Annotated in this window: 21 protein-coding genes; 10 read left to right on the plus strand and 11 right to left on the minus strand. The window is 64.1% G+C overall.

Annotated features, from left to right (window positions below):
* Position 1: 1 nt before the first annotated feature.
* Complete coding sequence (locus tag XH96_RS18740; protein WP_194393741.1) at positions 2–325, minus strand: KTSC domain-containing protein; 324 nt, start codon at positions 323–325, stop codon at positions 2–4.
* 176 nt (positions 326–501) lie between these two features.
* On the opposite strand from XH96_RS18740, the gene lpxA reads away from it, so the two are divergent.
* From lpxA to lpxB, 3 genes are read left to right on the plus strand one after another with little or no spacing between them, the layout of a single operon-like run.
* Positions 502–1,293 carry an acyl-ACP--UDP-N-acetylglucosamine O-acyltransferase gene (lpxA, locus tag XH96_RS18745; RefSeq protein WP_194393742.1) on the plus strand — a complete coding sequence of 264 codons (792 nt, stop codon included), beginning with the start codon at positions 502–504 and terminating at the stop codon, positions 1,291–1,293.
* Between the two features lie 19 nt (positions 1,294–1,312).
* Positions 1,313–2,170, plus strand: a complete 858-nt coding sequence (locus tag XH96_RS18750; RefSeq protein ID WP_194393743.1) for an LpxI family protein — start codon at positions 1,313–1,315, stop codon at positions 2,168–2,170.
* The gene (gene lpxB / locus XH96_RS18755; protein WP_194393744.1) at positions 2,167–3,351 is read left to right on the plus strand and encodes a lipid-A-disaccharide synthase; all 1,185 of its coding nucleotides are present in this window, start codon (positions 2,167–2,169) and stop codon (positions 3,349–3,351) included. The genes XH96_RS18750 and lpxB overlap by 4 nt, the downstream gene beginning before the upstream one ends.
* 560 nt (positions 3,352–3,911) lie before the next feature.
* Here lpxB and XH96_RS18760 read toward each other — a convergent pair.
* Complete coding sequence (locus XH96_RS18760; RefSeq protein ID WP_194393745.1) at positions 3,912–5,348, minus strand: IS1182 family transposase; 1,437 nt, start codon at positions 5,346–5,348, stop codon at positions 3,912–3,914.
* Positions 5,349–6,012: 664 nt separating this feature from the next.
* Between XH96_RS18760 and XH96_RS18765 the strand changes: the two genes are divergently transcribed.
* Together XH96_RS18765 and XH96_RS18770 are read left to right on the plus strand one after the other, a co-directional pair.
* Complete coding sequence (locus XH96_RS18765) at positions 6,013–6,465, plus strand: universal stress protein (protein ID WP_194393746.1); 453 nt, start codon at positions 6,013–6,015, stop codon at positions 6,463–6,465.
* A 242-nt stretch (positions 6,466–6,707) separates the two neighbouring features.
* Positions 6,708–7,013 carry a hypothetical protein gene (locus XH96_RS18770; RefSeq protein WP_194393747.1) on the plus strand — a complete coding sequence of 102 codons (306 nt, stop codon included), beginning with the start codon at positions 6,708–6,710 and terminating at the stop codon, positions 7,011–7,013.
* 238 nt (positions 7,014–7,251) lie between these two features.
* On the opposite strand, the gene XH96_RS18775 is transcribed toward XH96_RS18770, so the two are convergent.
* From XH96_RS18775 to gltX, 3 genes are all read right to left on the minus strand, one after another.
* Positions 7,252–7,569: a hypothetical protein gene (locus XH96_RS18775; protein ID WP_194393748.1), complete on the minus strand. Its 318-nt coding sequence runs from the start codon at positions 7,567–7,569 to the stop codon at positions 7,252–7,254.
* Between the two features lie 451 nt (positions 7,570–8,020).
* Entirely contained in the window at positions 8,021–9,325 is a 1,305-nt protein-coding gene (gltA, locus tag XH96_RS18780) for a citrate synthase (RefSeq protein ID WP_194393749.1), read from the minus strand.
* Between the two features lie 145 nt (positions 9,326–9,470).
* Complete coding sequence (gltX, locus tag XH96_RS18785) at positions 9,471–10,895, minus strand: glutamate--tRNA ligase (protein ID WP_194393750.1); 1,425 nt, start codon at positions 10,893–10,895, stop codon at positions 9,471–9,473.
* Positions 10,896–11,038: 143 nt separating this feature from the next.
* On the opposite strand from gltX, the gene XH96_RS18790 reads away from it, so the two are divergent.
* The 4 genes from XH96_RS18790 (at position 11,039) to XH96_RS18805 (ending at position 15,839) form a co-directional block, all read left to right on the plus strand.
* A complete protein-coding gene (locus XH96_RS18790) occupies positions 11,039–12,715 on the plus strand; it encodes a glutamine--tRNA ligase/YqeY domain fusion protein (protein WP_194393751.1) in 1,677 nt (558 codons plus the stop codon).
* A 6-nt stretch (positions 12,716–12,721) separates the two neighbouring features.
* Positions 12,722–13,108, plus strand: coding sequence for a nuclear transport factor 2 family protein (locus tag XH96_RS18795; protein ID WP_194393752.1), 387 nt, complete (start codon positions 12,722–12,724; stop codon positions 13,106–13,108).
* 121 nt (positions 13,109–13,229) lie between these two features.
* Entirely contained in the window at positions 13,230–13,463 is a 234-nt protein-coding gene (locus XH96_RS18800; RefSeq protein ID WP_024341296.1) for a DUF2171 domain-containing protein, read from the plus strand.
* A 96-nt stretch (positions 13,464–13,559) separates the two neighbouring features.
* Entirely contained in the window at positions 13,560–15,839 is a 2,280-nt protein-coding gene (locus XH96_RS18805) for a ComEC/Rec2 family competence protein (RefSeq protein ID WP_194393753.1), read from the plus strand.
* 124 nt (positions 15,840–15,963) lie between these two features.
* Here the strand turns inward: XH96_RS18805 and XH96_RS18810 are convergent, their stop codons facing one another.
* From XH96_RS18810 to XH96_RS18835, 6 genes are all read right to left on the minus strand, one after another.
* The gene (locus XH96_RS18810) at positions 15,964–16,398 is read right to left on the minus strand and encodes a hypothetical protein (RefSeq protein WP_027574385.1); all 435 of its coding nucleotides are present in this window, start codon (positions 16,396–16,398) and stop codon (positions 15,964–15,966) included.
* A 484-nt stretch (positions 16,399–16,882) separates the two neighbouring features.
* Positions 16,883–17,584: a transcriptional repressor LexA gene (gene lexA, locus XH96_RS18815; protein WP_028177622.1), complete on the minus strand. Its 702-nt coding sequence runs from the start codon at positions 17,582–17,584 to the stop codon at positions 16,883–16,885.
* Positions 17,585–17,760: 176 nt separating this feature from the next.
* Entirely contained in the window at positions 17,761–18,972 is a 1,212-nt protein-coding gene (gene glp / locus XH96_RS18820; RefSeq protein WP_194393754.1) for a gephyrin-like molybdotransferase Glp, read from the minus strand.
* A gap of 208 nt (positions 18,973–19,180) precedes the next feature.
* On the minus strand, positions 19,181–19,387 hold the full coding sequence (locus tag XH96_RS18825; RefSeq protein ID WP_194393755.1) for a hypothetical protein: 207 nt from the start codon (positions 19,385–19,387) through the stop codon (positions 19,181–19,183).
* A 157-nt stretch (positions 19,388–19,544) separates the two neighbouring features.
* Entirely contained in the window at positions 19,545–20,168 is a 624-nt protein-coding gene (locus tag XH96_RS18830) for an HAD-IA family hydrolase (protein WP_194393756.1), read from the minus strand.
* A 30-nt stretch (positions 20,169–20,198) separates the two neighbouring features.
* The gene (locus tag XH96_RS18835) at positions 20,199–21,332 is read right to left on the minus strand and encodes an alpha-hydroxy acid oxidase (protein WP_194393757.1); all 1,134 of its coding nucleotides are present in this window, start codon (positions 21,330–21,332) and stop codon (positions 20,199–20,201) included.
* A gap of 308 nt (positions 21,333–21,640) precedes the next feature.
* Here XH96_RS18835 and XH96_RS18840 point away from each other — a divergent pair, with 308 nt between their 5' ends.
* The gene (locus XH96_RS18840) at positions 21,641–22,981 is read left to right on the plus strand and encodes a S41 family peptidase (protein WP_194393758.1); all 1,341 of its coding nucleotides are present in this window, start codon (positions 21,641–21,643) and stop codon (positions 22,979–22,981) included.
* Positions 22,982–23,031: the final 50 nt, after the last annotated feature.

A 23,031-nucleotide genomic window follows, 5' to 3' on the forward strand; every position in this document is an offset into this window, starting at 1 on the left:
CTCACGCGGGACAATCGTAGCGGCTGCCGGCCGTTTCGCGCCTGATATTCTGGTTGAAGAACTGGCCCATGGACGGCGCGCCCAGGAGGCGTTCGGCCGTGTCGGCCGTTACGCCGCAATAGCGGTCATAGGCGCCGTTAGCTGCGACGACGAGATCCTGCCGCGCGCGGTCGTAACAGACCCGCTGCAGCACGGTGCTCCTGGTGATGTCGCGGCACTCGAACGTGCCGAGATCGATGAGCTGGCGTTCACCGGTCTCGACCGTCTCGGACACAATCGATGTACCGGCGAGCTGCGCAAGCAGAAGGACCAGAGCCCTGACCACGATAGTTGAAGCTCCACATGAACGTGTTGATGGTCCGGCCGGACCGCTTCATCCGGCACTTGAAATACGCCGAGATGATACGTCACTGGACAGATCGGGCAAAGTCGCGCTAACCACCGGAAAACCAAGCGACTTCAACATATAACCAGACCTTCTTGACGAGTAAGATTGGCTTGATGAGCAAGATTGATCCCACCGCACGGATCGCGGACGGCGCCGTGATCGGCGAGGGCACCGAGATCGGACCCTATTGCATCATCGGCCCGAACGTCGTGATCGGCGCGAATTGCAGGTTGATCGGGCATGTGCATGTCACCGCGCAGACCTCGATCGGCGACGGTTGCACCATCTACCCATTCGCCTCACTGGGCACGCCGCCGCAGTCTCTCAGCTATCGTGGCGAGCTGACGCAGCTCAAGATCGGCTCGGGCTGCACCATCCGCGAATCCGTGACCATGAACGCCGGCACCGTTGCCGGCGGCGGCATCACGTCGGTCGGGGACCGCGGTTATTTCATGAACTGCAGCCACGTCGGCCATGACTGCCATGTCGGCAATGACGTGATCTTCGCGACCTCGGCAACGCTCGGCGGCCATTGCGAGATCGGCGACTTCGTGTTCATCGGTGGTCTCTCTGCCGTGCATCAGTTCACCCGCATCGGGCCGCAGGTCATGGTCGGCGGCGTGTGTGGCGTACGCGACGACATCATTCCGTTCGGTCTCGTCAACGGCCAGTATGCCGTACTCGAAGGCCTCAACCTGATCGGCATGAAGCGTCGCAAGTTCACCAAGCAGCGGCTCGCGACCGTGCGCGCGTTCTACCAGAAGCTCTTCCACGGGCACGGCACGTTCGCGGAGCGTCTGGAGGCGGCGCGTCCGCTCGCCGGCGAAGACCCCGCGATCGCCGAAATCCTCGACTTCATCGGCAAGGGCAAGCGCCCGCTCTGTCTTCCCGCCATCGCGAAGTGAGCTCGGGATGGCCGCGGACATGACATCGGCGGCTCCGGAGGTTTCGTCACCGGTCGGCATCGTCGCCGGCGGCGGCGCCATGCCGTTCGCGGTCGCCGAGTCGCTCGCCGCGCACGGCATCACGCCGGTGCTGTTTCCGCTGCGCGGGGCCTGCGATCCCGTCCGGGTGGAGAAGTTCCGCCATCGCTGGATCTCGGTCGGCCAGCTCGGCCGCGCGATGCGGCTGTTTCGCGAGGAGGGGTGCCGCGACCTGATCTTCATCGGGACCTTGGTGCGGCCCTCGCTGTCGGAGATCCGTTTCGACGTCAAGACGCTGCGCCTGCTCGGCAACGTCATTCGCGCCTTTCGCGGCGGCGACGATCATCTGTTGTCTGGTGTCGGCCGCATGCTGGAGCAGGACGGCTTTCGCATGGTCGGCATCAAGGACGTCGCACCGGATCTCCTGATGCCCGAGGGCTGCATCAGCCGCGCCTGGCCGAGCGACACCGGCAAGGCCGACATCGAGCGCGGGCGTGCGGTGCTGACCGCGCTCGGTCCGTTCGACATCGGCCAGGCCGCGGTGGTGATCGACGGCCATGTCGTGGCGGTCGAGGACATCGAGGGAACCGACGCGCTGCTCGCCCGCGTCGCGCGGCTGCGTGAGGAGGGCCGCATCCGCGCGGCCACGGGCCGCGGCGTGCTGGTGAAGGCGCCGAAGAGCGGCCAGGATCTGCGCTTCGACCTGCCGACGATCGGCCCGCGCACGATCGAGGGCGTCGCGGCCGCCGGCCTTGCGGGCATCGCCGTCATCGCCGGCAACACCATTGCCGCGGAGCCGCAAGCGATGATCGCGCTTGCCGACGCAAAATATCTCTTCGTCATCGGCCTGCCCGCGTGATGCAGGGGCGCGATCCCATGCGCAAGATCTTTCTGATCGCCACGGAGGAATCCGGCGACCGGCTCGGCAGTGCCTTGATGAAGGTGCTGCGCGCGCGGCTCGGTGACGGCGTGCAGTTCGTCGGCGTCGGCGGCCGCACCATGGCGCGCGAGGGGCTCGAATCCTTGTTTCCGATCGAGGAGCTGTCGATCGTCGGCTTTGCCGCGGTGGTGCAGCAACTGCCGAAGATCCTGCGGCTGATCCGCGAGACCGCTGACGCGGTGGCCGAGGCCGCGCCCGACGTCCTCGTCATCATCGACAGCCCCGACTTCACCCATCGCGTCGCCCGGCGCGTGCGTTCGCGCAGTCCCGGAATCCCGATCGTCGATTACGTCTCGCCGCAGCTTTGGGCGTGGCGGCCGGGCCGCGCACGGACCATGCTTGGTTATGTCGACCATGTGCTCGGCCTGCTGCCATTCGAGCCGGAGGAATACCGCAAGCTCGGCGGGCCGCCCTGCAGCTATGTCGGTCATCCCCTGATCGAGCAATTGTCCTCGCTGCGGCCGAACGCAGAGGAGCAGAAGCGCCGCGACGGCGCACCGCCGGTGCTGCTGGTGCTGCCCGGCAGCCGCCGCAGCGAGATCCGGCATCACCTCGACGTGTTCGGTGCGGCGCTCGGCCGGTTGCAGGCGGAGGGGCGCACGTTCGAGCTGATGCTGCCGACCATGCCGCATCTCGAAGCCACCATCCGCGAGGGCGTCGCGAACTGGCCGGTCAAGCCGGAGATCGTGATCGGCGAGAACGAGAAGCGTGCCGCTTTTCGCATCGCCCACGCGGCGCTGGCGAAATCCGGCACGGTGACGCTCGAGCTCGCGCTGTCGGGCATTCCGATGGTGACGGCCTATCGCGTCGGCGCGATCGAGGCGTTCATCCTGCGCCGCGCGATCCGTGTCTCCTCGGTAATCCTCGCCAATCTCGTCATCGGCAAGGATGTCATTCCGGAGTATTTGCAGGAGGACTGCACGCCGGAGAAGCTGGCACCTGCGCTTCGGGACGTGCTGACGGACTCTCCGCTGCGACGGCAGCAGGTCGAGGCATTCGCCCAGCTCGATCAGATCATGTCCACCGGTAACAAGTCGCCGAGCGTGCTCGCAGCCGACATCGTGCTCGCGACGATGCGGAAGAGTAGGCGAACCAACTAAAGTGTCTCATGAACATCTGCTTGCGACAGCACAACGGAAGCCGCTTGGCTTGGTCGCGATCGGCGGCTTGTGAACCATAGCTGACCTCGCGCCGCAACACGCAACCGTTCACGGACGATTGATTGGCTGCGCCTCCGCCACCAACGCAACCGCCTTGTATTCGGGTAAGCTTTCCTAGCGAAGCGACCGAAGAGACCAATGCACTTGGGCGAATTTGTTGCCTCATTTGTTTACCATTTTTGGCCACCGCCGTCTCGTCGGATGCCGAACGATACGAGTTCGCGGCTTTCCGATTGGGCCAGTTGGGGTTTGTTTGTAATCAATTTGGTTGCCGTTCTGTTTCTCGGCTATGCCTTCCTAGTCCAATAGTTTGGGACATGGTGTGCGGCCTCGCGGAATGTCCGCTGTTGGCCCAGGCCGTGTAAAAATCGCGCAACTTGGGGGGCAGCTTCGCATTTCGCGGCCGCCGCGCTTCTAATTCGGTGGAATCGACCTCCTGTCATCTCAGTGGCAACCAGGAGCTTCGTGTAGGCGCTGATTTGGTCGTGCAAAAGCCGGCCTCACGCCTGCATCGCCTCCAGCAATCCGCCTACGCCCACGATCATCATCACGCGCTTCATGTTGTAGGCGAGCACGTTGAGCGCCATCTCGGTGGCTACCTTTGGCAGCTTTTTCGTGAGAAAGTGCGTTGCTCCCATCCAACACTTCATCGTGCCGAACGGATGCTCCGCTGTCTGACGGCGGACCCCCATTGCACTGGGGTTGTGGTCGAGCCGATCCTGAACTTTCTCCAGAACGGCCTCGTGCTCCCAGCGTGAGATGCGGCGCTCGGGGCCCGTCGTGCACTGAGCTTTTAGCGCGCAGGTTTTGCAGGCGCTTGTCCAATAGCGGCGCAGTGTCTTCCCGTCCTCTACGTTCGTATAGTGATAAGTTAGCCGCTCGCCAGCGGGACAGCGATAAACATCGTCGGCGGCGACATAGACGAAGTCCTGTTTGCCGAAGCGGCCAGCAGCCTTGGCGCCCGAAGTCATCGGCTTCGGCAACGTCACCGTGATGTCGGCTTCCTCGCAGGCCCTGATCTCCTCGCCATCGTAATAACCGCGGTCTGCCACGACTTCGAGCGTCTCGACAGCCATCTCGTCGCGCGCCTGCCCAGCCATGTTGGCGAGTTGGTGGCGATCGGTCCCCACGTTGGTCACCTCGTGAGCCACGATGAGATGATGCCGCGTATCAACTGCAATCTGCACGTTATAGCCAACGATCCCGGTGTCTTTGCCACTTGTCGCCATCGAGCGCGCGTCAGGATCGGTATGCGAGATCTGCTTGTCCTCACTCTTCATCATCTCCGCATTGATCGCGTTGAGCCGAACGATCTCCTCCTTGAGCTTCTCGATCTTGCCCTTTAGCCGCTCAACCTTCGCCTCCGGCACCGCGTCGCCATGCCGATCGGCGGTCTCGAGCTGCGAGAGATAGCGAGCGATGCTCTCATCGATCCGCTCCAGGCGCCGCTTCATCTTGGCCTCGGTGAAGTTCTTGTCCCGCGCATTGACGGCCTTGAACTTCGATCCATCGATGGCGACGCTCGCTGCAACAAGCAGATCAAGCTTGCGGCACAGTGCGACGAACTCGCGGCAGACCTCACGAATGGCCTTGCCATTGTCCTTGCGGAAATCTGCGATGGTCTTGAAGTCCGGCGCCAGCTGCCCGGTCAGCCAGATCATCTCGATATTGCGCTGGCATTCTCGCTCCAGGCGTCGGCTCGACGGCACGCGATTGAGGTAGCCGTAGATGTAGAGCTTGAGCATCATACCGGGATGGTAGCCGGGTCGCCCCGTGTCGAGTGGCTGGACGCCAACGAAGCCCAGCTTATCCAGATCGAGCCCGTCGACGAACACATCAACCGCACGCACCGGATTGTCCTCGGCCACGTAGTCGTCGAGCAGTGCGGGGAACAACGGGCTTTGTCCGCGATCAACCCCTTCCACAAATCCCGCCATCGCTCGTCCCCGCCGATTCATTGGAGAATCATAGCAGAGGCAGAGTTTTCACACGGCCTGGGCCCGTGGCTGACCTCCGCCTCGCACCTTCCGCTTCCAAGGGCTGAGCGGAAAGCCTTACGGAGACGCCGAGGACAGCCTTTGACCCAGAACCGCTTCTTTAGGGCGCCTGACGATCCCATTACCGTAGCGATCACACGAAGTTCGGCTTCACGGGTCACGATGTCCAACATGAATGAAGTGCACCAGTTCCGCACGCTCGTCGAACTCAATTGACCCAGGCACGGTCATCACGGCTTGAACGCCATTGTCCGCCTCTGTCACCGTGGTGATGTCTCGGACGTATCCTGATCCCATGCAATTCCGGGCCTGCGAAAGCAGACGCTGACCGTAAACCGCGGCATTCTCATTTCCTCGGTCTTCAGCTCTTGGGCGCGAGTTTGATCGGACATTCGCGCTTTTTTCAAGCTGAGCCTGAACCAATCCGCTATACTACAACCTTCGGTTTCGTGCCACTTTTGCACCTTTGGTGCCCGCCCAGGGCGGACAATGTGGGCTATTTTCAAAGTGCACTGAGATGGCGAGGAGTGCCCCGGGAGCGGACGGCCACCACACAACGGATAAAGTCGGTGCGATGATGAGCTCAACCCAAGAGGGATCCACAATGTACACCAATATTCTGTTGAGCACGGACGGTTCGGATGTCGCGGCCAAAGGCGTGAAGCACGGCATTCTCCTGGCGAAGGCCCTCGGCGCCAAGGTCACCATCATCACCGTCACCGAAGAGATGTACATCGACTATGGGAGCGGGCACGCGGGAGCGATTATCCCCTCTCAGGACGAGATGGATCGATTTGTGGCCGCCAACGAGGATCAGGCCAGGAAGGTCCTCGACGCAGCTCGCGCAATGGCAACGCAACTCGCAGTTCCTGCAGAGCTCTTGCATATTCCAGATTCGCACCCGGCTACCGCGATCATCAACACCGCAGAATCTCGCGGTTGCGATTTGATCGTCATGTCCTCTCACGGTCGCCGCGGCCTCAGAAAGCTGTTCTTGGGCAGCCAGACATCTGAGGTCTTGGCCAGTGGAAGCGTGCCAGTGCTAGTCGTGCCGTAGCCTGAGAGGAGCGGCGAGTGAACGTCGGCTTCTGGCCCCTTTGCGAAAGTCTAGGCAGCGTCCCGTGTGGTCGGCTCTTAGGGGTAGACCGGAAGCAATTGGCCGGCGCTCCGAAGGGCGCTCATGACCCAATGCGGAAGTCGCCTCTCTTCATCTAAAATTTAGCATTCGGCACGTCAGAGGTTGCCGAAAATGTTCGCTACAACTTAATGAGGGTTGGCGGACCTGCCGCGAATTAGTTCATGAAGCGCTACAGAAGGCAATTAAAGCTAGGGCTTCGCACTAAAGCAGATAACGATGCTTGGAAGGATGGCCTTGAGCGCGACATCGCGTTCCTTAAGGAGCATGATCCGAAAGCGTTGAACGTTGCGCTCAATCACATGCCTCCGGAGGAGGCCCGCCGAAAATGGATTATGTTCAACGCTCAGCTCGGGCGCTTGCGGCAACGCGCCGAGAGCGACGAAGATGCAAAAAGGGAGCTTGCCAGCATGATTGCGGCGTTCCTCGGTTCACTCGCGACTCGCAAGAAGCCTTACGCTGGAAATTAACGAATGCACCAATGCAATAGGCAGGCGTAGATGTATGGTCTGCTTGTGGCCCACAGCCGAACTGCGTTTTGGGCAGCCGAGCCGGCTGCTCTCAGGGGAGAACCGGACGTGACGAACTGAGCGGCCGGATCGTCGCTTTTGGTCCGAAGCGATGGGCATCCAGGTTGACACGACACGCCCCGGACCGAATGCGAACTACGAGGCCATTTCGGGCCGCCACTCACCACGACCAAGTGTTCTATTTCGGAGTGCCGGTCTGGCCACCCGAACCGGTGGTCTGCTCACTTCCCGGCCGGCCCGGAGGATGCGCCGAAGCGGCCGACTTGTCTTGATCGGCCACATATCCGGATTCTCCGGAGTTGCGGGTCTTGATCCCTTTGTCCGCATCACGCTGCATCTGCTCGTTGGGCTGACCAGGCTTGAGCCCTTGGTCCACGTCGCGGTTCATCTCCTCCTTGGTTTGCTCACTGGGTGCGGCCTTTTGCTGTTGGGCCGTTGCTTGGAAGGTAATTGCGCTTGCGGCAACTACAATCAACGCGAGAATTGCTGTTCGCATGCTTCTCCTCCACGGCTTGCTCCGGCCCCTAAACGCGCCAACCTCCCAAGGTTTCCTAGTTCCAATCACTATTGTCTTGCGATCCTGTGCGTTGCGCTCAAGACGCCGATTGGGCCGTGGGCGACATGCGTTCGCGTTGCTTGTCGGCTCCCTCGGAGAGCAAAGCTGACCCCACGCGATTTTGCGTGCACCCGCACTGCGCAAGTCTGCCATCGACCCTGAAACACTGGCTGGTAATGCGCTGGCTTTCGTCGGCGGCAAGCAACAGCGCCATAGTGGCGACCGAGCGCGCTAGCGAGTTCGTGAAGCCGACGATCGCTGCCCGGCGGATCGGCCCGGACGGCCAGTCGACACCGAAAGGCCGTCACGAACCTCACAAGGGTACAGGTTGGGCAAACGAAAACGGCGCCATCGTGAGATGGCGCCGTTTCGAAAGCCGTGACGGCCGAACTTACTTGCGATCCTTGATCGGCACGTAATCACGCTTGGTGACGCCGGTGTAGAGCTGGCGCGGACGGCCGATCTTCTGCTGCGGATCCTCGATCATCTCGCTCCACTGGCTGATCCAGCCGACGGTGCGGGCGACCGCGAACAGCACGGTGAACATCGAAACCGGGAAGCCCATCGCCTTCAGCGTGATGCCCGAATAGAAGTCGACGTTCGGGTAGAGCTTGCGATCGATGAAGTACTGGTCGCTGAGCGCGATCTTCTCGAGCTCCATCGCCACCTTCAGCATCGGATCGTCGCCATGGCCGGTCTCCTTCAGCACGGCGTGACACATCTTTTGCATGATCTTGGCGCGCGGATCGTAGTTCTTGTAGACGCGGTGACCGAAGCCCATCAGGCGGACTTCGGAGTTCTTGTCCTTCACCTTGGCGATGAACTCGGGGATCTTGTCGACCGTGCCGATGTCGTAGAGCATGTTGAGCGCGGCTTCGTTGGCACCGCCATGCGCCGGGCCCCAGAGGCAGGCGATGCCCGCCGCGATGCAGGCGAACGGGTTGGCGCCGGAGGATCCGGCGATGCGCACGGTCGAGGTCGAGGCATTCTGCTCGTGGTCGGCGTGCAGGATGAAGATCTTCTCGAGCGCGTCGGCGAGCACGGGGCTCACCTTGTAGTCCTCGCAGGGCACCGCGAAGCACATGTTCAGGAAGTTCTCGGCAAAGCCGAGCGAGTTCTTCGGATACACGAAGGGCTGGCCGACGGTGTACTTGTAGGCCATCGCAGCCAGCGTCGGGATCTTGGCGATCATGCGCATGGAGGCGATCATGCGCTGCTTCGGATCGTTGATGTCGGTACTGTCGTGATAGAACGCGGCGAGCGCGCCGACGGCCGCGACCATGATCGCCATCGGATGGGCGTCGCGGCGGAAGCCCTGGAAGAAGCGGGCCATCTGCTCGTGCACCATCGTGTGATGGGTCACGCGGTGGTCGAAATCCTTCTTCTGCGAGGCGGTCGGCAGGTCCCCGTAGAGCAGGAGATAACAGGTCTCCAGGAAGTCACCATGTTCGGCGAGTTGCTCGATCGGGTAGCCGCGGTATTCCAGCACGCCCGCGTCGCCGTCGATATAGGTGATCTTGGACTGGCAGCTCGCGGTCGACGTGAAGCCCGGATCGTAGGTGAACAGGCCGGACTGGCCGTAGAGCTTGCCGATATCGACGACATCGGGCCCGACGCTGCCGCTGAGGATCGGAAGCTCGTAGTTCTTGTTTCCGACCGTCAGCGTGGCGGTCTTGTTGCTTGGTTTTGCGTCCATCGTAGGTCCCCGATGTGTGGTGAAACGGGCCGGAGCCGGAGGCCCCTGGGAAGATCATGGGGGCAGGCCGGAAGTTCCAGAATGTACGGGGAGATGGGTATATTATTGCTGTGTGCGCTGCAAGATCGCCGCACGCATGATCGACTTACGTCGTAGACTGGTCCTTGAGCCGGCCAAGGCTCTCCTGGCGTCCCAGCACGTCCAAAACCTCAAATATACCAGGCGACGTCGTCCGCCCGGTGAGCGCCGCCCTCAGCGGCTGGGCAACGGCGCCGAGCTTGAGACTGTTTTCCTCGGCAAAGGCGCGGAGCGCCGCCTCCGTCGCTGCGCCGCTCCACGTCTCGACTTTCTCCAGCGCGGAATGAAGCTGGCCGATCAGCTTGCGGTTCTCGGGCGTCAGCAGCGCTTGCGCTTTGGGATCGAGCTCCAGTGGCCGGTCGGCGAAGATGAAATTGGCGGCGTCGATCAGCTCGATCAGAGTCTTGGCGCGCTCTTTCAGGGCCGGCATGGCCTTGAGGAGCTGTGCGCGCGTGGTGTCGTTCAACTTGGCCTTGAGCTCGTTGCGTCCGGGCACGTGGTCGAGCACATCCTCGAACATCTTCACGAGTGCTTGATCGTCGGCATGGCGGATGTAGTGACCGTTGAGGTTTTCCAGCTTTGCGAAATCGAAGCGGGCGGCGGCGCGGCCGACGCTGGCGAGGTCGAATGCCGCGATCATCTCCTCGGTCGAGAAAATCTCCTGGTCGCCGTGGCTCCAGCCGAGCCGGACGAGGTAGTTGCGCAGCGCAGCCGGCAGGTACCCCATGGCGCGGTAGGCATCGACACCGAGCGCGCCATGGCGCTTGGACAGTTTCGAGCCGTCCGGGCCATGAATCAGCGGGATGTGGGACATGCTGGGCAGCGCCCAGCCCATCGCATCGTAGATCTGCTTCTGGCGCGCGGCGTTGATCAGGTGGTCGTCGCCGCGGATCACATGGGTGACACCCATGTCGTGGTCGTCGACCACCACGGCGAGCATATAGGTCGGGTTGCCGTCGCCTCGGAGCAGGACGAGATCGTCGAGGTTCTCGTTCTGCCAGACCACGCGTCCCTGGACCTGGTCTTCGATCACGGTCTCGCCGGTCTGGGGCGCGCGCAGGCGGATGGTGGGCTTCACGTCGGCGGGGGCGGTCGCGGGATCGCGATCGCGCCACATGCCGTCATAGAGGCGGGTGCGCCCCTCGGCGCGCGCCTTCTCGCGCATGGCGGCGAGCTCCTCGGCCGTGGCGTAGCAGCGGTAGGCCTTGCCGTCGGCCAGCAGCTGCTCGGCGACCTCGCGGTGCCGGGCGGCGCGGGCGAACTGGTAGATGACCTCGCCGTCCCAGCCGAGCTCCAGCCATTTCAGGCCGTCGAGGATGGCGGTGATGGCGGCCTCGGTGGAGCGCTCCCGGTCGGTGTCCTCGATCCGGAGCAGCATCTTGCCGCCGTGCTTCTTCGCATAGAGCCAGTTGAACAGCGCCGTGCGGGCCCCCCCGATATGAAGGAAGCCGGTCGGCGAGGGAGCGAAGCGGGTGACGACGGAATCGGTCATTCTTGGCAGGGCCTATGCATTGGAGGCGGTGGTGTATAGCAGGACCGGAGCATAACTAAAGCCCGACGGCGGACATGCTAGGCCTTGGCTCAGCCACGCGAATTTGGCAGAAGGGCCGCTGATTTCCCTACAGGATTTTCGTGATGACAGAACCGGTGGCGACTGAGGTTGGGCGCGATTTCATTCGTGACATCATCCAGGCCGACCTCGATCAGGGCAAGTACAAGGAGATCGTGACCCGGTTCCCGCCGGAGCCGAACGGCTATTTGCACATCGGCCACGCCAAGTCGATCGCACTCAACTTCGGCATCGCCCAGGAGTTTCCGGGCCGCTGCCATCTGCGCTTCGACGACACCAACCCGGTCAAGGAGGAACAGGAATACATCGACTCCATCCAGGCCGACGTGCGCTGGCTCGGCTTCGACTGGGGCAAGAACCTGTTCTTCGCCTCGGACTATTTCGACCGCCTGTACGAATGGGCGGAGCAGCTGATCCGCGACGGGCTCGCCTATGTCGACGACCAGACCCAGGAGGAGATCCGCCTCTCGCGCGGCACGCTGACCGAGCCCGGCAAGAACTCGCCGTTCCGCGACCGCAGCGTGGACGAGAACCTCGACCTGTTCCGCCGCATGAAGGCTGGCGAATTCCCGAACGGCGCGCGCGTGCTGCGGGCCAAGATCGACATGGCCGCGGGCAACATCAACCTGCGCGACCCCGTGCTGTACCGAATCCTGCATGCGCATCATCCGCGCACCGGCACCAAGTGGAGCATCTATCCGAGCTACGATTATGCGCATGGCCAGTCGGACGCGATCGAAGGCATCACGCATTCGATCTGCACGCTGGAGTTCGAGGACCACCGGCCGCTCTATGACTGGTTCATCGAGAAGCTGCCGGTGCCGTCCAAGCCGCACCAGTACGAATTCGCGCGGCTGAACCTGACCTACACGCTGCTGTCCAAGCGCGTGCTGACCCAGCTCGTCCGCGACGGCCATGTCGCAGGCTGGGACGATCCGCGCATGCCGACCATGGCGGGCATGCGCCGCCGCGGCGTGCCGCCGGCCGCGCTGCGCGAATTCGTCAAGCGCATCGGCGTTGCGAAAGCCAACAGCGTGGTCGATGTCGGCATGCTCGAATTCTGCATCCGCGAGGAGCTGAACCGCACGGCGCAGCGCCGCATGGCGGTCTTGAGGCCGCTCAAGGTCGTGATCGAGAACTATCCGGAAGGGCAGACCGAGGAACTCGAGGCGATCAACCATCCCGACGACGCCAGCGCCGGCACGCGCAAGATCACGTTCGGCCGCGAGCTCTACATCGAGCAGGACGACTTCATGGAGAACCCGCCGAAGAAGTTCTTCCGCCTGTCGCCGGGCAACGAGGTGCGGCTGCGCTACGCCTATTTCGTCAAGTGCACCGGCGTGATCAAGAACGATAAGGGCGAAGTGGTGGAGCTGCGCTGCACCTACGATCCCGCGACCAGGGGCGGCAACGCGCCCGACGGCCGCAAGGTCAAAGCGACCATGCACTGGCTGCCGGCGGCGACTTCGAAGCCCGCGGAGATCCGCATCTACAACCAGCTGTTCGCCAATCCGAGCCCGGACGCCTCGAATTTCGCGGCCGATCTCAATCCGAACTCGCTGGAGATCCTCTCCGATGCGCGGGTCGAGGCTTCCGTCGCGGAGAGCAATTCGACCGCGCCGATGCAGTTCGAGCGGCAGGGCTATTTCGTGCGCGACAAGGATTCGACCCCCGGCAAGCCGGTGTTCTCGCGCACCATCGGCCTGCGCGACACGTTCGCGAAGGAAGTCGCGAAAGGTTGATGCGCAATGAGCAGCGAAGCCGACGCCATCGTTTCCGCCGTCATCGCGAAATGGTGCGCCGGCTTTGCCAAGCTCGACGCCGTGGCGCTGTCATCGCTGTACTCGACGAACGCGTTCTTCTTCGGCTCCAACCCCAAACTCTATCGGGGCAGGGACGGCGTCGCCGATTATTTCAATGGGTTGCCGCGCTGGCGTAACCCGAACGCGGCCTTCTCCGAGGTGAACGCGGTGCAGGCCAGCCCCGATCTGATCAACATGGCCGCGACCATCTCGTTCGATCTCGCTGGCGAGCGGGACGATCTCGTCGTCAAGATGAGCTGGGTCCTCATCCGCGAGGACGGCGATTGGAAGATCGTCAATCATCACGCCTCGTCGCAGGCGCCGCTGATCTGATTGGTGGTATCTTGGTCAGGCTCATTCCGGGCTCGCGCCAAGTTGCGCGCCCGGAATGACGGACGGATGCGAACCGAAGCTCGCTCCGAGCGTTGAGGTGGCTCCACGCAAGGATCCCACCATGCAGAACATCGCAGAGCATATGGAAGTCATCGGCGCCGACGGCGTCCATGTCGGCACCGTCGATCGTGTCGAGGGCAACCGCATCAAGCTGACCAAGAAGGACAGCGGCGAGGGCAGCCACAAGGGTCACCATCATTTCATCGACAAGGGCCTCGTTGCCGATGTCGAGGGCAACAAGGTCCGGCTGTCGGCCAAGGCCTCGGTCGCGGTGACGATGGAAGAGGAAAAGTAGGGCGCTCTGCCGCCTGTTCCCGATCTGTACCGCTATTCGCCCGGTCGCACGTTCCGGTAGCCTCCGCACCCGTCGCGTATCGTAAGGTGCAGGGGAATGGCGGAGGCGGGCCGGCCAGTGCGCTCCCAGGGAGTTGCGGGGACGTGGCCGGTCGGCCGTGCCGCACCGGCCGGCGGCTTTGCGCCTGCGGGCTTTGGCATCTGGCCGGCAATCGTCGGAACTCTGCGCGAATGGGCTCGCGCCGAGGTCGGCCCAGGCCGGCTGCTGCCGTGGGTGCCGGTCGCCTTCGGCGGCGGCATCGCGCTGTATTTCGCCGCCGATCATGAGCCGGTGCTGTGGGTCGTTGCGGCGATGGCGGCCGTTCTCGCGCTTGGCGCGGTCCTGCTGCGACGGAGCCGGCTGTTCGCCCCGGCGATCATGATCGCGGCGGTCGCGGCCGGTTTTGCCGTCGCGACCTGGAAGACGGCGCGTATCGCCCACACCGTGCTGGCCAAGCCGCTTTATTCGGTGTCGCTGTCCGGTTTCGTGGAGGCGCGCGACATCCGCGAGCGCACCGATCGCTTCGTGTTGCGCGTGAGCGCGATGGAGGCGCAGCGCAGTGACGTCAAGCTCGACCGCGTGCGTCTTTCGGTGCGCAAGGGCACTGCGCCCGAGGTCGGCAGCTTCGTGCAATTGAAGGCGCGGCTGCTGCCGCCGATCTCGCCGGTGCGCCCCGGCAGCTACGATTTCTCGCGCGACATGTTCTTCCAGGGCATCGGCGCCTCCGGCTTCGTGATGGGCGCGATCACGGCCGCGCCGCCGCCGGATGCCGTCGGCTCGCGGCTGCGCTACGCGGCTTTCATGCAGGGCCTGCGCGATGCGATCGATGCACGCATCCGTGCGACGCTCGAAGGCGACAATCGCGCGATTGCGACCGCGCTGCTGACGGGGCGGCGCGACGCGATCACCGCGCCCGTGAACGACGCGATGTTCGTCTCGGGGCTCGGCCATGTGCTGTCGATCTCCGGCTATCACATGGCGGTCGTCGCCGGCGTCGTGTTCTTCGCGGTTCGCGCGCTCCTCGCGCTGATTCCGGGGCTGGCGGCCGGCTTTGCCATCAAGAAATGGTCGGCGGCCGCGGCGATGGTGGCGGCTGCGTTCTACCTGCTGCTGTCCGGCGCCGAGGTCGCGACGCAGAGATCGTTCTTCATGACGGCGGTGGTTTTGATCGCCGTGATGGTCGATCGCCGCGCCATCACGTTCCGGACGCTGGCGGTGGCCGCGCTGATCGTGCTCGCCGTCGCGCCCGAGGCGCTGGTTCATCCGAGTTTTCAGATGTCCTTTGCGGCAACGCTCGGGCTGGTGGCGCTGGTGCAGATCGGTATGCCGAACCTGCTGGCATCGCCTGATCATTCCGCAACTGCGCGGATCGCGCTGTGGGGCGGCCGCGAGATCGCGATGCTGTTCCTGGCCTCGTTGATCGCGGGGCTTGCGACCACGCCCTATGCCGCCTTCCACTTCCACCGCGTGACGCCATACGGCGTGCTCGCCAATCTCGGCGCGATGCCGGTGGTCTCGGCGCTGGTGATGCCGGCGGGGCTGCTGGGGCTGCTCGCAGCGCCCTTCGGGCTCGACGGTGCGTTCTGGTGGCTGATGGGGATCGGCATCGAGTGGATGGTCGCGGTCTCGCGCTGGGTGGCGGCACTGCCCGGTGCAGTCGGTCGCATTCCCGCGTTCGGGATCGCGCCGCTGATCGCGGCGAGCCTCGGGATCATCGTGATGGGGCTGTTGCGCACGCCTCTGCGCTGGTCCGGTGCCGTGGTGCTGCTTGCCGCGATACTCTGGGCGATGTCGGTGGGGCAGCCCGACATCCTGATTGCCGAGGATGGCGCGAGCGTCGCCGTGCGGGGCCGGGACGGGCGGCTGCATGTGATCCGCGCCAGCAAGGATGGCTTCCTGCTGAAGGAGTGGTTGGCCGCCGATGCCGATCCGCGCGATGCCGGCAGCGCCTCGTTGGCCGACGGTGTGTCGTGTGACGAGTCCGGCTGCGTGACGCCGCTCGCGGACGGACGGCTTGTCGCGTTGGCGTTGCGCATCGACGCTCTGGCTGATGATTGCAGCCGCGCCGCGCTGGTGGTGACGGCGCGGCCCACGCCGCCCGATTGCGCGGCGATGGTGGTCGACAGGCCGCGGCTCGCCAGTCAGGGCGCGCTGGCTCTGACGCAGAGCGGTGACGGATTCTCGGTTCGGGCGGTGAGGGCGCGGGGCACAAGCCGCCCCTGGCTGCCGGCCGGTGCCGGCGAGGGGGATTTCGACGGCAGCCTTGCGCCGAAGACGGCCGTGCCCCGCAACCGGGACGCAACGCCATCGGAGACGGACTTGCAGGCGGACGATTGAGGAGCGATGCGGGGGAGGTCGATCGGTCGGGATTTCGCAGGACGCAAACCATACCATCTCGCCGGCCTCGGCCGGCGATGGCATTTCATTCCAGGCCCACGACCATCGGCCGGGGGCGACGACGTCAGCCGATCGGCAGGCGCGTGATCGTGGACCGCGTGTCGGCGACGATCTGCGGCTTGTGCTCGCGTTCGCCAACCGGCTGGGTCACCGGCAGTTGCAGCACGGTCGCGCGCTGGCCTTCGACGAGCTGTGTCACCAGCACGTATTTGCCGTCGGGAAATTCGATCGCGTCATGATGGCGATCGGGAATGTGCGGGTCGATCTTGCCGAACTTGCCGACGCGGGAGTTCACGGTGCGCGTCCAGATCCAGCGATTGTCGTAACGGACGTTGTCGGCGAAAGCGAGCTCCGTTCCCGGCAGCAAGCAGACCGCGACGGAGAGATCGGCTTCGGAGGCGAAGCCGCGCGTCGAGGTGCCACGGAAGGTTGTCGTGACGATCGTCTCGCCGACTTCGGCGGGGCGTGTCGCGACAGCATGCAGGCTGTAGTCACACATCGGGTGCTCCTCATGCGAAGATAGCAACCCGCACCTCTTTTGGAGGCGCAGGCCTCTATCAGGGTGGAAGCACGCAACGCTCTGCTTCGTTGTAGGCAAATCTGCGGCTGAGCGCCGCATGCCACGATCACATTATCTTTCCCGGCTTCGATAGGAACAAAACCGGCGCCTGTGTATTCGGAAGGCGCGTGTCAGCGCCTCGCGGGCGCAGCAGCCTGAGTATTGCCGCTCGCTTGCCGAATGGCGGTGCGATTGTATGGCGACGGCTTACGTCGCCGATGCTGCGATCGGCGCCGCAACATCGTCCATGACAAGTCTGGCGCATTACGTGTCCTCGCACTCTCAGGCCGCGACGTGATGATGCGTCGTGCGGCGCGTGGAGGATGTGGCGCCGAAAGAGGGGGCCGGACAATCTGAGCAGAACCGGAAAAACCATCCAGCCGGAGCGGGTAGCGATCCGCTCCAATAGATATCGAACGACCGCTCAGTACTTGCGGTAAAGCCCGATCAGCTTGCCCTGGATCTTCACGCGGTTCGGCGGAAGAATGCGGACCTCGTAAGCGGCATTGGCGGGCTCGAGCGCGATCGAGGCACCGCGGCGGCGGAAGCGCTTGAGCGTGGCTTCCTCGTCGTCGATCAGCGCCACCACGATGTCGCCGGTATCGGCGCTCTCGTTGCGCTGGATCAGCGCCATGTCGCCGTCGAGGATGCCGGCCTCGACCATCGAATCGCCGCGCACTTCGAGCGCGTAGTGCTCACCCGAGCCGAGCATGTCGGGCGGCACGCTGATGGTGTGGCTGCGGGTCTGCAGCGCCTCGATCGGTGTGCCGGCCGCAATGCGGCCCATCACGGGCACTGCGACGGGACGCTCGCCCTCGTCCACAGGCGGGCTGGAGGTCGCGCGGACCTTGCCGAGATTGCCCTCGATGACGCTCGGCGTGAAGCCGCGGCGACTGCCGGCGGCGGCCTGCAGCTCGGGCAGCTTGATCACCTCGATGGCGCGGGCGCGGTTGGGCAAGCGGCGGATGAAGCCGCGCTCCTCGAGCGCAGTGATCAGGCGATGGATGCCTGACTTCGAGCGCAGATCGAGCGCATCCTTCATCTCGTCGAAGGACGGCGGCACGCCGCTTTCCTTCAGACGTTCGCTGATGAATCGCAGAAGCTCGTATTGTTTGCGCGTCAACATCTCGACCAAAGTCCCCCGGTTGATGTCGTTCAATTCCGAGACGAGGAAGTCAGCGACAAGCCGCTACATCCTCGAAACAAATCATGAACGGACACTATATGTTCGATATGTGTTCCGCAACTGCTTAATTTACGGTGAACAAGGCGAAGCTCGCGCGATGCGTGTGGCCGTGCAGCTCAGGCGGGCAGGCGCAGCACCTCGCAAGGCGTGCCGGCCTCGGCCCTCGGCGCGAACGGTGCGCGCACGAGAAGTACCTGCGCCGCCGCGAGATTCGCAAGCAGCGAGGAGTCCTGATGGCTCACGGGAAGAGCGACGAGCGTACCGTCGTCACGCTGTTCCAGGCGCGCGCGCAGATAATCCTCGCGCTGGTCATTGGCACCGAGATCGCGGCCCAGCACGGCGCGCTCGCGGCGATGATGAATCTCTGATCGGCCCGACAGGGCGCGAATCAGCGGCACCATAAAGAGGAAGGCGCACACGTAAGACGACACGGGATTGCCGGGCAGGCCGATCACGCGCATTGCGCCGAGACGTCCGTGCATCATCGGCTTGCCCGGCCGAATCGCGATCTTCCAGAACGACATCGAGATGCCTGCGTCCTTGAGCGCCTGCTGGACCAGGTCGTGGTCGCCGACCGAGGCACCACCGGTCGTGATCAGGATGTCGGCGCCGCTCTCCCGGGCGCGACGGATGCCGGCGGAAGTGGCCTCCAGCGTATCGGCGGCGACGCCGAGGTCGATGGTCTCGGCGCCCTCGCTGCGGGCGAGCGCCTGCAGGGCATAGCCATTGGAATAGACGATCTGGCCGTGTCCGGGCGTGGTGCCGGGCATCACCAACTCGTCGCCGGTGGCGAGGATCGCGACCCTCGGACGGCGGCAGACGGCAAGCTGCGGGTGATTCATTCCGGCAGCCAGCGCGAGATCGCGCTCGGTGAGACGGCTTCCCTTGCGGAGCAGCACGTCTCCCTCGCGGAAGTCGACGCCGGCGGGGCGGATGTGCCGACCGGGAATCGCGGCTTCCTTGATCGTGATCTGCCTGCCGTCGGCAACCGTGTCCTCCTGGATCACGACCGCGTCGGCGCCATCGGGAACGACGCCGCCGGTGAAGATCCGCGCGGCTTCGCCAGGGCCGACCCTTCCCGCGAACGGACGACCGGCCGCGACCTCACCGACGACCGTCAGCCGGGAATCGATCGTTGGCGCGTCAGCCGCGCGCACGGCATAGCCGTCCATGGCCGACATGGCCTGCGGCGGTTGCGTGCGCCGCGCCGCGACGTCGCGCGCAAGGACGCGATGGTAGGCCTCATCGAGGGAGACCATCTCTTCAGCCAGCGGCTCTGCATCCGCCAGCACCGCGGCAAGCGCGTCAGAAACCGGCATCAGGGCCACGGGCGGAAACTCCTGCAAATCGTTGGCGAGAGTTCTAGCCGACTGCAGGCGCGAGGCAAAGCAGCACGCGGGATGATTTATCCGGCGTGATTTCCGTCGCGGAGGAGGGAGCTCAAGTCCGCCGCGGCATGATGCGGAAGGCGAGACAGGCCGGAACGAGGATAGCCATGGCGAGGACGAGAATGACGAGCGCTGCGGCCAACATCGGTCAACGTCCTGTCGGATCGCTCGGACCGATGTCCAGTGTGACGTCGGGAGCTTGGGGACCTTGATCCTTGTCGGGTAGCGGATCAGCCAGAGATTTCAGGTCGGCCGCTTTGCTGATCAGCTTGGCGGAAAGGTCAGAATCCGAGGTGGTTCTTGCGAATTCGAGCAGGAGAGATGCCTGCTTGGTGAGATAGGTTTTGCCCAGCACGTCGATCCGTCCGATGTAGAAATCCCAACGGAGTCATGAGTCCGAAGGGAGGTATTCCGTTCCCGGAACTCCGTACAAAAATGCACAGAGCGGCTCCGGTTCCTCCTCCCTGCAAATTTGGCCCAGAGCGTGACCTGTCGCGGCGACTGCCTGGCATTCAGATGCCAAGCGCCCTCAACGCGTTCCCGACGTCGCCCGGCGACGTGACATGCACGGCGTTCAGACCGCGCGCCCGCGCGCCCTCGATGTTCTCGGCGAGGTCATCGAAGAATACGATGCGCTCCGCCGGCACGCCGATCGCGGCGACGACGTGGTCGAACGCCTCCGCGTCCGGTTTGCGCAGGCCGATGCTGGACGACAGATACAGCTCGCGGAAATGGCCGAGCACGCCGGCATATTCCTTCGAGAAATAGTCCACATGCGGCCGATTGGTGTTGGAGAAGGCATAGAGCGGCATCTGCTTCGCCGCGCGCGGCAACAGCTCGGCGATGTCGGGCATCTCGCCTGCGAAGATCGCGTTCCAGCCTTCCAGGAACTGCGCGTCCGAGATGCCGATTCCGAGCGACGCGCGCAGCGAGGCGAAATAGTCCTCGTCGCTGATCTTGCCCATCTCGTGCAGCCGGTAGGCCTCGTCACGCACATAGCGCGCGACGATGGCCTCGGGCTCGCAGCCGGCATGTCCCGCCCAGCAGGTGATCGCCTTGGAGAAGTCGATGTCGAGCACCACGCGCCCGAGATCGAACAGAAGCGCATCCGCGCTGCCGGGAGAGAGCGATGTCATTGCGTCCTTTTTCACTTCAGTATCGGCAAGTCAGTAGCGATAGGGCTCGTGGTCGAACAGCGGGAATGCGCTGAACACGCTGGGCGCGCTGGTGGCGGTCGCCGGATGCAGGCAGGATTTATCGACCTCGGCGAATGAGGTGGCGCCCAGGAGGCCAAGGCAGCGCAGCACCTCGTCCTCGAGCAGCTCCAGCATCCGGGCGACACCGGCTTCGCCCGCCGCCGCCAGCGCCCAGCATTGCAGCCGCCCGATGCCGACGAGGTCCGCGCCCGCCGCGATCGCCTTGACGATGTCGGTGCCGCGGCCGAAGCCGCCGTCGACCATGATCTTGGCGCGGCCCTTCACGGCATCGACAATCTCGGGCAGCACATGCATGGCGCCGCGGCCGTGGTCGAGCTGGCGGCCGCCATGGTTGGAGACGTAGATCCACTCGACTCCGTGATCGAGCGCGATCAGCGCGTCCTCTGCCGTGGCAATGCCCTTGAGGATCAGCGGTATTTTGAACTTGTCCTTGATCATCTTCACGGTCCGCCATTCCAGGCCCTTCTGGAAATCGCCGCCGGTGGCGCGCAGACGACTCTCGCGAACGTAGCGCTTGGCGATGTCGCGTTCACGACGGCTGTAATGGGCGGTGTCGACGGTCAGGCAGAAGGCGGCATAGGCGTTCTTCTCGGCCCGGCTGACGACATCGGCGACGAAGGCATCGTCGCCGCGGACATAAAGCTGATAGAGGCGCAGCGCGTCGGGTGCGGCTTCGGCGGTCTTCTCCAGTCCTGGCTCGGACACCGAGCTCAGCATGTGCGCCGCACCGAAAGTGCCGGCGGCGCGTGCCACGCTTGCCGCGCCATCCGGATCGAAGATCTCAAGGGCGCCGACCGGGGCGAGCACCACCGGCAGGCGCATCCTGCGGCCGAATTGATCAATCCCTCCGTCGACCTTGCGGACATCGCGCAGCACGCGCGGGCGGAAGGCGATCTCGTCCAGCGCCATGCGGTTGCGGCGCATCGTGGTCTCGGTCTCGGCCGCGCCGACGATGTAGTCCCAGGCGTTCTGGTTCAGGTTGGCGCGCGCTTTCCGGATGAACTCGTGCAGGTTCTGGAACGGCTCGTTGCTGGCGCCGAGTTCGACGTTCCTTTCAGTCCGGATGCGGGGCGCTTCGTTCATTGTTGTCCTCCCGAGAAATTGAAGTCTTATCGTCATCGCCTATCGCGTCCGGCCCTCCAAAACCATCCTAAAATCGCATAGCTGCGAGGCGGGGGCGGACCGACCGGTTTCCGCTTCGCGCGAAGCAGTTTCGGAACGTTGCCAAAAGTTTAGGCCAAGGCGAAGGGATTTCTTCGTATACCCGCCAGCGTGGCATCCCGGCCTTGAAGAAACCGGAATGGTATTGTGAGAAGTGGGCTGGATCGCCATTTGCTGTGCATGGCGCTCCCAACCCGAAGAGAACCGCCAAGCAAAAGGCTACGTGATCCATGCGGAAAACCCTGCTGTTCCCCCTCGGCGCGCTCACCGGAGCGTGTCTGACTCTTCTGGTAGCCGGCCCGCACAGCGGAGTATGGGCGGCGCGTGCAGCAGCGACCGCGGACGATGCCTATTCCCAGCTCAATTTGTTCGGCGCGGTGTTCGAGCGGGTCAAGGCCAGCTATGTCGAGAAGCCCGACAACGCCAAGCTGATCGAGGGCGCGATCACCGGCATGGTGACCTCGCTCGATCCGCACTCGCGCTACATGAACGCCAAGGCCTGGACCGAGATGCAGGAAACCACGTCCGGCGAGTTCGGGGGGCTCGGCATCGAGGTCACCATGGAGGATGGCCTCGTCAAGGTGGTCTCGCCGATCGACGACACGCCGGCCTCGAAGGCCGGCATCATGTCCGGCGATCTCATCAGCAAGATCGACGGCGAGGCGGTGCAGGGCATGACGCTCGAGCAGGCCGTCAACAAGATGAAGGGCCCGGTCGACACCAAGACCAAGCTCACCATCGTGCGCAAGGGCGCGGACGCCCCGCTCGACGTTTCGATCACGCGCGAAATCATCCATGTGCGCCCGGTGCGCTTCCACGTCGAGAACGGCGACATCGGCTATATCCGCGTCACCTCTTTCAACGAGCAGACCACCGACGGACTGAAGAAGGCGATCGCGTCGATCTCCCGGCAGGTCCCGGCGGAGAAGCTCGCAGGCTACGTGATGGATCTGCGCAACAATCCGGGCGGACTGCTCGATCAGGCCGTGTCGGTGTCGAGCGCCTTCCTGCAGCGGGGCGAGGTCGTCTCGACCCGCGGCCGCAATCCGGAAGAGACTCAGCGTTTCACCGCGCATGGTGGCGATCTCACCAAGGGCAAGCCGCTCGTGGTCCTGATCAACGGCGGATCGGCCTCGGCCTCGGAGATCGTGGCCGGCGCGCTGCACGACCACAAGCGCGCGACACTGATCGGCACGCGCTCGTTCGGCAAGGGCTCGGTGCAGACCATCATTCCGCTCGGCTCCGGCAACGGCGCGCTGGCGCTGACCACGGCGCGCTACTACACGCCATCGGGCCGCTCGATCCAGGCCCAGGGCATCGCGCCGGACATCGAGATCCTGCAGGACGTGCCGCCCGAGTTGAAGGGCCGGATGGACACCATGGCGGAATCCCAGATGCGCGGCCATCTGTCGGCTGCCGACGGCACCGAGCAGACCGGATCGCAGTCCTATGTCCCGCCGGAAGAGAAGGACGACAAGGCCCTGCATGCGGCTTACGACTTCCTCCACGGCGTGACCGCGAATGATGCTGTCGCTTCGAAACCCGCATCGAAGGCTGCGGTTCCGAACTAGATCTGACGACCTCCAGATACGGACCGCCCGGGAGTGGATGACCACTTCCG

Origin of the sequence: Bradyrhizobium sp. CCBAU 51765, from assembly GCF_015291725.1 — a bacterium.
GTDB lineage: Bacteria > Pseudomonadota > Alphaproteobacteria > Rhizobiales > Xanthobacteraceae > Bradyrhizobium > Bradyrhizobium liaoningense.